General features: G+C 69.9%; 4 protein-coding genes and 1 pseudogene. All 5 read left to right on the forward strand.

What is annotated here, in order from left to right:
- A pseudogene (locus QFW77_RS13000) lies at positions 1-1,223 on the forward strand (hypothetical protein); the annotation flags it as partial.
- Positions 1,223-3,055, forward strand: coding sequence for a DUF11 domain-containing protein (locus tag QFW77_RS13005; RefSeq protein WP_280575198.1), 1,833 nt, complete (start codon positions 1,223-1,225; stop codon positions 3,053-3,055). The pseudogene QFW77_RS13000 and the gene QFW77_RS13005, both read left to right, overlap by 1 nt.
- A gap of 514 nt (positions 3,056-3,569) precedes the next feature.
- Positions 3,570-4,250 carry a response regulator transcription factor gene (locus QFW77_RS13010; RefSeq protein WP_280575199.1) on the forward strand — a complete coding sequence of 227 codons (681 nt, stop codon included), beginning with the start codon at positions 3,570-3,572 and terminating at the stop codon, positions 4,248-4,250.
- Between the two features lie 755 nt (positions 4,251-5,005).
- Complete coding sequence (locus QFW77_RS13015) at positions 5,006-13,366, forward strand: DUF6923 family protein (RefSeq protein ID WP_280575200.1); 8,361 nt, start codon at positions 5,006-5,008, stop codon at positions 13,364-13,366.
- A gap of 14 nt (positions 13,367-13,380) precedes the next feature.
- Positions 13,381-13,701: hypothetical protein (locus tag QFW77_RS13020; protein WP_280575201.1), on the forward strand; the 321-nt coding region annotated here is incomplete at its 3' end.

A 13,701-nucleotide genomic window follows, 5' to 3' on the forward strand; every position in this document is an offset into this window, starting at 1 on the left:
CCGGCACGCTGGGGGCGCTGCGCTACACCCACCGCTTCGGCACCGCGCTGGACGTGTTCGGCACCGCCCAGCTGACGCTGGACGACGACGGCGGCAACTACGCCGACAACGACGCCTACAGCCTGGGCGCGCGCTACAACTTCGCCAACCTGTCGAACATCGGCGCGGAAATCACCACCGGCGACCGCGGCGACGCGGCCACGGTCAACGGCGAGTACCGGCTGAGCCCGCAGCACAGCTTCTACGGCGGCTACACGTACTCCACCGACAGCACCGAGTACCACTCGCTGTTCAACCCCAACCGGCAGAACGGCTGGACCTTCGGCCAGCGCTGGCGGCTGTCCAACCAGGTCAACCTGTTCAACGAGAGCCAGTTCCTCAAGACCCGCAACGAGTCCGGGCTGGCGCACACCTACGGCATGGACTTCTACCCGGCGGTGGGCTGGAACCTGGGCTTCACCTTGAGCGACGGTGAGCTGACCAACAGCGCCGGCAATCAGGTCGACCGCCAGGCGGTGAGCATCAGTGGTGGGCGCACCTCGCAGGCGACCGACTGGCGCAGCAAGCTGGAGTGGCGCCGCGACGGCGGTGCCGAGCGGCGTACCCAGTGGGTGAGCACCAATCACCTGGCGCACAAGCTCAACGAGAGCTGGCGGCTCGCTGCAAGGTTCAACTACGCCGACACCGACGACGAGCTGGATCCGGCGGCGGGCGCGAAGTTCATCGAGGGCAACTTCGGCTTTGCCTACCGGCCGTGGGACAGCAGCCGCTGGGGCCTGTTCGGGCGCTACACGTACCTGTACGACCTGGCCACCCTGGGCCAGGTGGGCGGGGCGCAGTACGACCAGAAGAGCCAGGTGCTGGCGTTCGAGGGCGTGTACCGCATCGACCAGCACTGGGAGCTGGCGGCCAAGCTGGCCCGGCGCGAGGGCGAGGTGCGGTTCGGGCGCGGCACCGGGGCCTGGTTCGACTCGGCAACCACCTTCGCTGCCGGCCAGGTCCGCTACGAGCTGCGCGAGAAGTGGCATGCGCTGGCCGAATACCGCTGGCTGGACGTGAAGGACGGCGGCACCAGGCAGGGCTTCCTGGTCGGCGTGGACCGCGACCTGAACCGCAACTTCCGCATCGGCGCCGGCTACAACTTCACCGACTTCAGCGACGACCTGACCGACTTCGATTACGACCACAAGGGCTGGTTCGTCAACTTCGTGGGGAGCTATTGATGAACTTCACCTCCGTTCCGCGGGCTGCGGCAGCAGCGCTGTGCGTGACCTTGCTCCTGCTCGCCGCCTCCGCCGCCCAGGCCCAGGTAGTGCGCGCCTTCACCCCGCGCGCCAGCTTCAACCAGCCCGGCAACGCGGCGATGATCGGCAACATGCTGATGACGTGTACCGACGGCGCCAACGAGTGCGAGCAGGCCAGGCAGCGCACGGCGACCGGCGCCAACAACAACAACAACAACCACTCGATGGTGTTCGTCGACGTCGACCCGGCCGCCGGGCTCGGCAACAGCTCCAGCGCGGACCTGGGCCTGCCGCCCGGCGCCACGGTCTCGTTCGCCGGGCTCTACTGGGGTGCCCGCGACGCGGTGGCCGCTCCGGGACGGGGCACCCTCCAGTTCCGCACGCCCGGTTCGCTGGCCTACCAGGCCATCAACGCCACCCAGCTCGATACCAACCCATTCGGCGGCGACGACACCAATCGCGCCTACATGGCCTTCGCCGACGTGACCGCGCTGGTGCAGGCGGGCGGCAATGGCACCTACACGGCGGGCGGCATCGTCGGCACCACCGGCACCGACCGCTACGCCGGCTGGAGCCTGATCGTGCTCTACCGAGACACCAACGAGCCGTTCCGCCGGCTGATGGTGTACGACGGCGCCGCCAACGTCACCACCCAGAACCCGTCGGTCACCATGAGCGTTTCGGGCCTGTTGACGCCGCTGACCGGGTCGTTCGACACCTTCCTTGGCGCACTGACCTGGGAGGGTGACATGAACCTCACCGGCGACCAGTTCCTGATGGATGGCAACCAGCTGAGCGACGGTCTGAACCCGGCCACCAATTTCTGGAACAGCACCATCAGCCGCCTGGGCAGCAACCTCACCGACAAGAGCCCGAACTACCTCAACCAGCTCGGCCAGGACATCGACTACGTCGACGCCAGCGGCATCCTCGCCAACGGCGCCACCGGGGCCTCGTTCGAGTTCACCTCCAGCGGCGACGCCTACTACCCGCACGCGCTGGTGTTCGCGGTCGACCTGTTCGTGCCCGACCTGATCACCTCGTTCACCAAGCAGGCGGTCGACGTCGATGGCGGCGAACTGCTGCCCGGCGACGAAGTGGAGTACACGGTCTCGTTCGTCAACGAGGGCGAGGACGGCGCGCTCGAAGTGGTCGTCACCGATCCGATTCCGGCCAACACCACCTTCGTGCCCGGCAGCCTCGAGATCCTCGGCAATGCGCCGGGCGCCTCCACCGGTGCGATGACCGACGCGGCAGGCGACGACGAGGCCGAGTTCGCGGCGGGCCCGGACCGGGTGGTGTTCCGGCTCGGCGCCGGCGCCGACAGCACCAGCGGCGGCCAGGTCCTGCCGGACGAGGCGGCGTCGTTCCGGTTCCGCGTGGTGGTCGACGACGACCAGGCGCTGGCGGAAACCGACATCGTCAACACCGCGCGGATCGACTACATCTCGCAGACGCTCGACGAACCGTTCGACGGCGAGAGCAGCGCGACGGTCACCGTGGCGCCTATCGCGGACCTGTCCATCGTCAAGACCGGGGAGGACGCGGTGACCTCGGGGGACGAGACCGTCTACCAGATGGTGGTGACCAACAACGGGCCAAGCGCCGCGGACGGCGCGGTGGTCACCGACCCCGGCGTGCCCGACAGCCTCGAATGCACCGCGCTGGCCTGCTCGGCCGCCGGCGGCGCAGCATGCCCGGCCGCGCCCACACCGGCGCAGCTCGTGGCCGGGCTGGCGATCCCGACCCTGCCCAACGGCGGCAGCGTGACCCTCGAGCTCACCTGCACGGTGACCGCCACCGGCAACTGAGCGCGCAATGCGCCAGACCAAGGACCGCTGCGGGCGCCCGGTGCGAAATCGCCTCGCCGGAGCCGGTGATGCCGAGGCCGGAACTGGCGATGCGACGGCCGTAGCCAAGGGGGCCGCCGGCAGCTGGCGGCGACCGCGCGCCGGCCGGTCCTCCTACAGTTCGCGCGTCGAAGCAACGCGCGGCTGGGCGGCGTCCGTACCGCGCAGCCAAGCACCAGCTGGCGTCGCGCTCGCGGATGCCATCTCGGAAGCGCCCCGACTTGCAAAAGCGCTACACCGAGCACACACCGATGTGGACGCACTTCCTGTCCCGGCCGCCGGTGAGTTTGTTAGCCTGAATAGGCGCCCCTGGCGCATTTCGGGGAACACAACTTCACTGTCCGATGCCCGACCGCCACGGCGATGGCGGCGAGCGTACGGTCGCCTGTGCGGGCCTGGCGCGCGACACCTCCAGCGGTCGCGTCGGCGGGACCTTTGGTGCATTCGGATGAATTCAGCGGTGTCGCGGGCGAGCGTGCAATTGCCCAGATTGGCGGTGGTCGAGGACGACCACGAGTTCAGGGACGGCGTACTCGTGCCGGTGCTGGCGCACTCGGGGTTCCAGGCCGATGGCATGGGCAGTGCGCTGGAGCTGTACCGGGCAATGACCTCCCACCACTACGGCCTGGTGCTGCTCGATGCCGGGTTGCCGGACGAGGACGGCTTCAGCATCGCCGCCCACCTGCGCGGTCTCTCGCAGACGGTCGGTATCGTGATGCTGACCGGCCAGGTTTCGGCCAGCGACCGCCTGCGCGGGTTGCAGGCGGGCGTCGATGCCTACCTGGCCAAGCCGACGAGCATGGAGGTGGTGGTCACGACGTTGCTCAACCTGGCCCGTCGCGTGGCTCCCTCCGCCGGCCCGGTCCGCGGCAAGTGGAGGCTCGGCGAGGGCGGTTGGCGAATCACCGCGCCCAATGGCGTGGAAATCTCGCTGACCCTGGCCGAGCGCCAGGTGATGAAGCTGCTCGCGGGGAAGCGAGGCGTGCCCGCCAGGCGCGAAGCGCTGATCGCCAACCTGGCCGACAACGTGCACGACTTCGACCCGCACCGCCTGGAGATGCTGATCTATCGGCTGCGCAAGAAGTGCCAGCAGGCGGCGCAGGAGGAACTCCCGCTGCGGGCCATACGCGGGATCGGCTACGTGTTGACCTGGTAGGCGGATTGCCGGGTCGCGGTCGGGCGGCTCGGCGCGCTGCGCCCCCGCCGGCTGCAATCAGGCGGGCCCAGGGGCCGCCGCCCCGCACCGGCACACGTGGTGCGGTCGTCCGGGCCTCCCATGCTCGTGTCGACGGTGCGCGCGGATGCAGTCGCGCGTGCGCCGGACGACGAACTCGCATCGCGCACGCCGGCCCCTCGCCCGGCGGCCGCTGCAGCCGCCGGGCAGAGGCGTCACGGTTTTGGTTGTGACCGCGGTTGCAGATCGCGCGGTTGGCAGATCACTTCAGCAGAACGTGCGCCCGGTCCGCTTTTTCACCTGCGGCCGCCTGCGCGGCGTGGGTGACGCATCCGGAGCGACGCGCCCGTCCGGCCGTCCCCCGCACAGCCCAAGTTGACGTCGTCGCGGCTTTTCCGGCGACCGGCCGTGGTCACGGGAGGCGACGCCAGGGCGAAAGTGCGGGTTGCGGCACGCGCGCAGCTCCAGGGCGATGGCGTCGCCGCGATCGTGCAGGCAGGGGGGCCGCCCGCCAAAACTCACCAGGCGTGAGGTCGGCTGATTTTCGGTGCGTGATCGGTCGCGAATCCCGGCACTAGATTGCCCGCGCAGATCGCCAGGTACCGCTCACGTACCGGCGAGCCGGTTTGGCCGCTTCCAGGGCCAGCGCGGCATTGCATGGGGATGCCGGGCAAAGGAACACCGTGCGCAGCGCACTGCGCAAGCGGTCGCTCCATCAGTAGTCAAGGGGAACATTCGTGACCGTCACGTTTCAGCGCAAGGCAGCCGCGTTCTGTCGTTCGAGCCTCCTGTCGTTGGTCCTGGTGGCGTCCGCCTTCGCCGGCATGCAAGCCCTGGCGCAGTCGACGGTCACCAACACCGCCACGATCTCCCCGCCCGACGGCGCGACCGACGCGAACCCCGCCAACGACAGCGATGACGCCCTCGTCTCGGTCACAGCGTTGCCGCCGCCGTTCGGCAGCTGCAGTTCTGACATGTATCTGACGCAGGGGCCGGATGGCACGACGCCGACCACGCTCTATGGCGTCGATACGTCGACGAATCCATTCACCTATCCCCTGATCGGCACGGGGACCTATCGCTACAACTCCTCGGCGTTCAACCCCCAAGACAACTATCTCTATGCGTTGGGTCATTCGCCCGCCGCGACCAACCTCTTGCTCAGGATCGGCAGCGATGGCATCCCGAACGAGGTGGGCGTGGTTGCGGGACTGCCGGCCACCGCGGCTGGTTACAACGCGGGCGAAATCGCGCCCGACGGCTTCTACTATGTCCACCCCAACGAAGCCAGCAGCAACCAGCTCTATCGGATCGATCTGGCAACGCTGATTGCAACGCCGGTGACCTTGAGCGTGGCGGTGGGGGTGTCCGACCTCGCCTGGCACGACGGGGCGCTCTACGGCGTCAGCGGCAATACGCTTCACGCGATCGATCCGACTTCCGGCGCCACGAGCCCGATCGGACCGGCCGGCGTCGCCGGGAGTTTCGGCGCGATGTTCGGTGCCAGCAACGGGGTCTATGGAAGCCACAACACCGGCGGTTTCTACCGCTTCGACTTGATCACCGGCGCGGCGACACTGATCTCCAGCTCGCCCGCTTCCGCCCAGAACGACGGCGCCAAGTGCGCCACCACGCCCATGGAGTTTCCGGCCGACCTGGCGCTCGACAAGGACGACGGCAGCGAGACCTACGTGTCGGGCGAAGACGTGGTCTACACCATCGTAGCCAGCAACCTCGGCCCGTTCGGCGTGCAGGGCGCGACCGTCGACGATCCGCTGCCGGCCGGCATCACCACCGCCAGCTGGACCTGCGGCAGCGGTACCGACGGTGGCACCTGCGGCGTCGCCAGCGGCAGCGGCGCGATCGCCGACGTGCCGGTCAACCTGCCGGCCGGCGCCACCGTCACCTTCACCCTGACCCTGTCGGTGCCGAGTGACTTCACCGGCGACCTGGTCAACGTGGCCACGGTGACCAGCCCGCCGGAAGGCTCGCCCGATCCGAACCTCGCCAACAACACCGACGACGACACCGACACCCTCGAGCCGGCCGTGGTCACGGTGGAGAAGACCTCCAGCCCGGTGCCGGGCACGATGCTCGGCATCGGCGACACCCTCACCTATACGGTGACCACGACCGTCGCCGGCGGTCCCACCTCGGACGTCGTCACGCTCACCGACACGCTGAGCGCCGGGCTGGCCATCGGCGCCGTCACCGACCCAGGCAGCTTCAGCTGCAGCGGCGAGCTGGTCTGCACCCTGCCGGCGGGCACGCCGGCGGGCACCTATGCGCTCACCTATACCGCCGTCGTCGGCCTGGGTGCCACCGGCACGGTGAGCAATACGGTCGTGCCCACCGGCGGCGACGGCCCGACCTGCGGCACCTGCACCACCCAGCATCCGGTGCAGCCGAACTTCGGTTCGTGCGACGCCACCATCTACCTGGGAGTCGGTGCACCGACGCAACTGGTCCGTGCCGATACCAGCACCAACCCGCTCACGTATCCCCCGATCGGCTCGCCGGATGCCACTGGCTACAACGCCATGGGCTACGACCTCAACAGCAACTACATCTACGCGACGCGATGGGATGCCGGTACGAGCACGTACCGCCTCCTGCGGATCGGCAGCGATGGCGTCGTGCTGGATGCGGGCCCAATCACCGGCGGGGGAATCAACGCCGGGGCCGGCATCGCCACAGGCGTGATCGGCGCGGACGGCTTCTACTACGTCAAGAGCAACGGATCGACGAGCGAGATGTGGCGCGTGGACCTGTCCACCAGGACGGCCACGCACATCGCGCTCAGCCAAGCGATCGCCAACGCGGATTTCGCCTGGAACAACGGGCTCATCTACACGCACAATCATCTCGACGGCGTCGTCTACTCCATCGATCCCGGCACGGGGACGGTGAATACGGTCGGCCCGGCGGGCGTACCCAGCGGCGTCTTCGGATCGCTGGTCAGCGCCAGCAACGGCGTGTTCGGCCGCGACAATGCCACCGGCGGGTTCTACCGGTTCAATCTGACGACGGGCGTGGCGACGCTGATCTCCGACGGCCCGACGGGCGGGGGCGACGGCGCCAAGTGCCCCACCACGGCGGTGGAGTTCCCGGCCGACCTGGCGATCGACAAGGACGACGGCAGCGACACCTACATGCCGGGCGAGGATGTCGTTTACACCATCGTGGTCAGCAACCTCGGCCCGTTCGGCGTTGCCGACGCCACGGTCGACGATCCGCTGCCCGCGGGCATCGCCACCGCCAGCTGGACCTGCGGCAGCGGCACCGGCGGCGGCGTCTGCGGCGTGGCCAGCGGCAGCGGCGCGATCGCCGGCGTGCCGGTCAACCTGCCGGCCGGCGCCACCGTCACCTTCACCCTGACCCTGTCGGTGCCGAGCGACTTCACCGGCGACCTGGTCAACGTGGCCACCGTGACCAGTCCGGCCGATTCGCCCGATCCCAATCCCGGCAACAACACCGACGACGACATCGACGTCACGCCGGTGATCACGGTCAACAAGAGCGTCGACCCCGCCGGCGGCACGGCCGTCTCGCCGGGCGACATGCTGACCTACACGCTGACCGTGGACGTGGTCGGTTCGGCGACGGTCGAGGCCGAAGTGCTGACCGACACCCTCGGCGCCGGCCTGACGGCGGGCACGATGCCGGCCGGCTGCGTGGCCTCGGGCCAGGTGGTGACCTGCACGCTGGCCGCCGGCGCGGCCATCGGCACGCACACCTTCACCTACACCGCCACCGTCGATGCCGATGCGCAGACGCAGGTCGAGAACAGCGTGGTGCCCACCAATGGCGTCTGCGAGACCTGCACCACGGTCAACCCGGTCGATCCTACGGTGCTGGTCAACAAGAGCGTCGACGTGGGCGACGGCACCGCGGTGTCGGTCGGCGACACCCTGACCTACACGCTGACGGTGGAGGTGGCCAACGCGGTCACCGCCGCGGCCGAGGTCGTGACCGACACGCTGGGCACCGGCCTCACGGTCGGCACGATGCCGGCCGGCTGCACCAATGCCGGCCAGGTGGTCACCTGCACCCTGGCCGCGGGCGCCGCGATCGGCACCCACAGCTTCGTCTACACCGCCACGGTGAACGAGGACGCGACCACGCAGGTCGAGAACAACGTCGAGCCGAGCACCGGCACCTGCGGCGACTGCACCACCGTCAACCCGGTCGATCCGACGATCCTCGTCGACAAGAGCGTCGACCCGGCCAGCGGCACGCCGGTGTCGGTCGGCGACACCCTGACCTACACGCTGACGGTGGAGGTGGCCAACGCGGTCACCACCGCGGACGAGCTCCTGTCCGACACCCTGGGCGCCGGCCTCGCTGCCGGCCCGATGCCGGCCGGCTGCACCAATGCCGGCCAGGCGATCACCTGCACGCTGGCGGCCGGCGCGGCCATCGGCACCCACACCTTCGTCTACACCGCCACGGTGAACGAAGACGCGGAGGCGCAGGTCGAGAACAGCGTCGAGCCCGGCACCGGTGTCTGCGGCACCTGCACCACCGTCAACCCGGTCGACCCGACGGTGGTCGTCAACAAGAGCGTCGACGTGGCTCCCGGCGCGTCGGTCGCGATCGGCGACACGCTGACCTACACGCTGACGGCGCGGGTGGACAATGCGGCCACCAGCGCAGACGAGATCCTGACCGACACCCTGGGCACCGGCCTGACGGCGGGCACCCTGCCGGCCGGCTGCATGGCGACCGGCCAGGTGATCACCTGCACGCTGGCCGCAGGCGCGGCGATCGGCACGCACAGCTTCGTCTACACCGCCACGGTGAACGAGGACGCGACCGCACAGGTCGAGAACAATGTCGAGCCCGGCACCGGCATCTGCGAGGTCTGCAGCATCATCACGCCGGTCGACCCGACCATCCGGACCGGCAAGAGCGTCGACGTGGGCAACGGCACCCCGGTGGCGGTCGGCGACACGTTGACCTACACGCTGACCGCGGTCGTGGCCAACGCCGCGACCACCGAGGCCGAGGTCATGACCGACACGCTCGGCGCCGGCCTCACGGCCGGCCCGATGCCGGCCGGCTGCACCAATGCGGGCCAGGTGATCACCTGCACGCTGGCGGCCGGCTCGCCGATCGGCACCTATACGTTCACCTACACCGCGACGGTCGATGCCGATGCGGAGACCGAGGTGAGCAACGAGGTGGTGCCGACCAATGCCATCTGCGAGACCTGCACCACGGTCAACCCCCTCGACCCGACGATCACGACCAACAAGAGCGTCGACGTGGGCAGCGGCACCGCGGTGTCGGTGGGCGACACCCTGACCTACACGCTGACCGCGGTCGTGGCCAATGCCGCGACCACCGAGGCCGAGGTCATGACCGACACGCTCGGCGCCGGCCTCACGCTCGGCACGGTACCGGCCGGCTGCGTCGCCTCCGGCCAGGTGGTGACCTGCACGGTGCCCACCGGTTCGGCGATCGGCACCTACACGTTCGCCTACACCGCCACGGTCGATGCCGATGCGCAGACGCAGGTCGAGAACAACGTCGAGCCGACCAACGGCATCTGCCAGACCTGCGGCACCGTCAACCCGGTCGATCCGACGGTGACGATCAACAAGAGCGTCGACGTGGGCAACGGCACCGAGGTCGCCGTCGGCGACATCCTGACCTACACCATCACCGCGACGGTGGCCAACGCCACGAGCACCGATCCGGAGGTCCTGATCGATACGCTCGGCGCCGGCCTCACGCTCGGCCCGATGCCGGCCGGCTGCACCGCGTCCGGCCAGGTGGTGACCTGCACCCTGGCCGCCGGCGCGGCCATCGGCACGCACACCTTCACCTACACCGCCACGGTGAACGAGGCCGCTCGGACCCAGGTCGAGAACAGCGTCGAGCCGAGCAGCGGCGTCTGCGGCACCTGCACCACGGTCAATCCGCTCACCCCCACGATCACGGTCGGCAAGAGCGTCGACGTGGGCAGCGGCACCGCGGTGTCGGTCGGCGACACCCTGACCTACACGTTGACCGCGGTCGTGGCCAATGCCGCGACCACCGAGGCCGAGATCCTGACCGACACGCTCGGCGCCGGCCTCACGCTCGGCACGGTACCAGCCGGCTGCGCCGCCTCCGGCCAGGTCGTGACCTGCACGGTGCCCACCGGCTCGGCGATCGGCACCTACGCGTTCGCCTACACCGCCACGGTCGATGCCGATGCGCAGACGCAGGTCGAGAACAGCGTCGAGCCGACCAAGGGCACCTGCGAAACCTGCGCCACGGTCAATCCGCTCACGCCCAGGATCACCGTCAACAAGAGCGTCGGTCCGGCCAGCGGCACCGAGGTCTCGGCCGGCGACACGCTGACCTATACGCTCACGGTGGACGTGGCCACCGCCGCCACCGTCGATCCGGAAGTGATGACCGATACGCTGGGCGACGGCCTGACGGTCGGCACGCTGCCGGACGGCTGCGCGGCCACGGGCCAGGTGATTACCTGCACCCTGGCCCCGGGCGCCGCGATCGGCACGCACACGTTCGAGTACACCGCCACGGTGGACCTCGACGCGGCCACCGAGGTCAGCAACAGCGTGACCACGAGCACCGGCGCCTGCGAAACCTGCACCACCACCAACCCGGTGATCTCGAAGGTGCTGGTGAACAAGACCTCCAACCCGGAGGACGGCACCGAGGTCGCCGTCGGCGACGTCATCACCTACACGGTGACGGTGACGGTGGCAAGCGGCGCCACCACCGAAGCGCTGCTCCTGTCCGACACCCTGAGCGCCGGGCAGACCCTGCTGGCGGACTCGATCGCGATCCCCGCAGGCGGGGACTGCAGCGTCGTCGCCACCGGGCTCGAGTGCACCCTGGCCGCCGGCGCGCTGCCCGGCGTGCACACCTTCATCTACCAGGCGCAGGTGGCCCCGGATGCGGTCGGCGACATCGGCAACGTCGTGACCGCGACCGGCAGCGGCGGGGACGAGCCCGAGTGTACCGATTGCAGCACCGAACACCCGCTGGCCGAGCCAGTGATCACCATCGCCAAGGCCGCCGATCCGGACGACGGCGAAGAGGTCGGGGTCGGCGACACGCTGATGTACACCCTGTCGGTGACGATCGAGAAGGCCGCGCTCACCATGCCGGTGTTGCTGCACGATACGCCGGGCGCGGGCCTGACGGTGGGCGCGTTGCCGGCCGGCTGCGCCAACGGCGCGGGTCAGATCGTCTGCACGGTGGACGCCGGCACGGTGCCCGGGGTCTACACCTTCACCTACCCAGCGACGGTCAACGCCGATGCCCTGGGCGAGGTGGCCAATGCGGTGGTCAGTGAGTACGACGGCACCATCGAGGCGGTATGCCAGCCGTGCGGCACGGTGCACAAGCTGGCCGACGCGCCGGAACTGCGGATCGCCAAGGCCGCGGGCGTGCGCACGGCCAACATCGGCGATCTGGTCCGCTACACGGTGACGGTGGAAAACGTGGGCGTGGTGAACGTGCGCGGCGCGACCGTCATCGACGCGCCGCCAGCGGGCTTCAGCTACGTGGAAGGCTCGATGGCGGTCGAAGATGGCGACGGTGTATTCGACCTGGCACCGAGCCAGTCGCCGCTGCGGATCGGCGGGCTGGACGTCGCCGCGGGCGAGAGCGCGACCATCGTCTACCTGCTGCGGGTCGGCGCCGGCGTGCGCCACGGCACCCAGGTGAACACGGCGCAGGCCCAGGACGCGGCCGGCGACGCGATCTCCAACACGGCCACCGCACAGGTGTCGGTCGAGGCCGATCCGCTGCTCGACGACAGCCTGATCTTCGGCACGGTGTTCAACGACCGCGACGGCGACGGTTGGCAGGACAGCGCGGCGCTGAACGGGGTGCGGGTGCAGGGCGGGTTCGCGCCGGGCGCCTACGTTGCCGGCTCGACCACACTCGATCGCGGCACGGGCGCCGAACCGGTAGCCGACGCCAGCGCCCCGCTGCTGTCCGGCATCGCCGTGGGTGAGATCGTCGCCCGCCAGTCCGAGGCGGACCCGGGGCCGCAGGTGGTGATCCGTCAGCGCTTGCGCGAGGCGGCCTTCACCGATGACTTCGTGCTCACCAGCGACGAAGGCGTCACGGTACGCATGGATGCGGCCGGCACCACCACGGTGGACCAGTCGGGCGCCGCCGCCAAGGGCTTGAACGCCGCCGCGCCGACGGTGGAGCGGCGCATCGCCCAGGGCGAGGGCGGAGTGGTGGTCGATTATGTGATCGGCAACGCCGGCATCGACGAACGCGGCATCCCCGGGGTGCGGATCGCCTCGGTGGACGGACTGCTGATCGAGACCGACCAGTACGGCCGCTACCATTTGGCCGACGTGCAGGGCGGCACCCGCGGCCACCGCAACTTCATCCTCAAGCTGGATCCGTCGACGCTGCCGCCCGGCACGCCGCTGACCACCGACAACCCGCTGGTGCGGCGGATCACCCCCGGCCTGCCGGTGCGTTTCGACTTCGGCGCGCAGTTGCCGGCCGAGCCGATCCCCGGCGGCACCGAGGCCGTGGAGCTGACCCTGGGCGAGGTGATCTTCGCTCCGGGCAGCGCCGCGATCCGCAGCGAGTACGCGCCGGCAATCGCGAAGATGGCCGAGCATGTCGACGCCTACGGCGGCGGCGAGGTGGTGATCACTGCCAACGGCGACAGCCAGGCGTTGGCCTTCGACCGTGCCAGCGCGATGCGCGAGGCCCTGTTGGCGCAGGTCGCTCCGGAACACCGGTCGGCGCTGACGGTCAGCGTGCACACCGATGTGCACGACTTGGTCGCGGGCGTCACCGAGGGCGGGGCGTTGCTCGGCACGGTGCTGTTCGACACCGACCGGGCGCAGATCCGGCCCGAGTTCGCGCCGCTGCTCGAACGGGTGGCGGCACGCCTGGAGGCGATGGGCGGTGGCGCGATCGCAGTGGTCGGGCATGCCGACGTGCGCGGCAGCCACGCCTACAACGCCGAACTCGGCCTGAGGCGGGCGCGGGCGGTGTATCAGGCGCTGGCCGAGCGATTGAGTCCCCAGGCGCGTGCGCAGGTGCGCGTGGAGTCCAGCAACGATCCGACAGCTCCTGTCGGTCCGGAACGCAAGTGACAGGGGGCCGGATCATGAAGATGAAGCTGCTCGATACCGCCCTGCTCGGCATTCTGGCGGGCATGGCCGCGCCGGCGCTGGCGCAGGATCTGCCGGCCGCACCGGCCACCGCGCAGGCCCGCGGCGATGCCGCGGCCGGCGCCGCCGACGAAGCCTGGCTGCACCAGCCGGCCCCTGGCGACGGGGACGGCGATGCACAGGCCCCCATGGACTGCGGCGCGGGCGCCTGCGTCTCGGACAAAGGCCTGGTGTTCAAGCTGCGCACGCGCAGCTACGACCGGCCGGTGACCGAGGGCACCACGGCGCAGTCGCCGTCCGAGGCGCTGCAGCCGGAC

The sequence above is a fragment of the Luteimonas endophytica genome, assembly GCF_029887875.1.
In the GTDB taxonomy this organism is placed as follows: Bacteria; Pseudomonadota; Gammaproteobacteria; order Xanthomonadales; family Xanthomonadaceae; genus Luteimonas; species Luteimonas endophytica.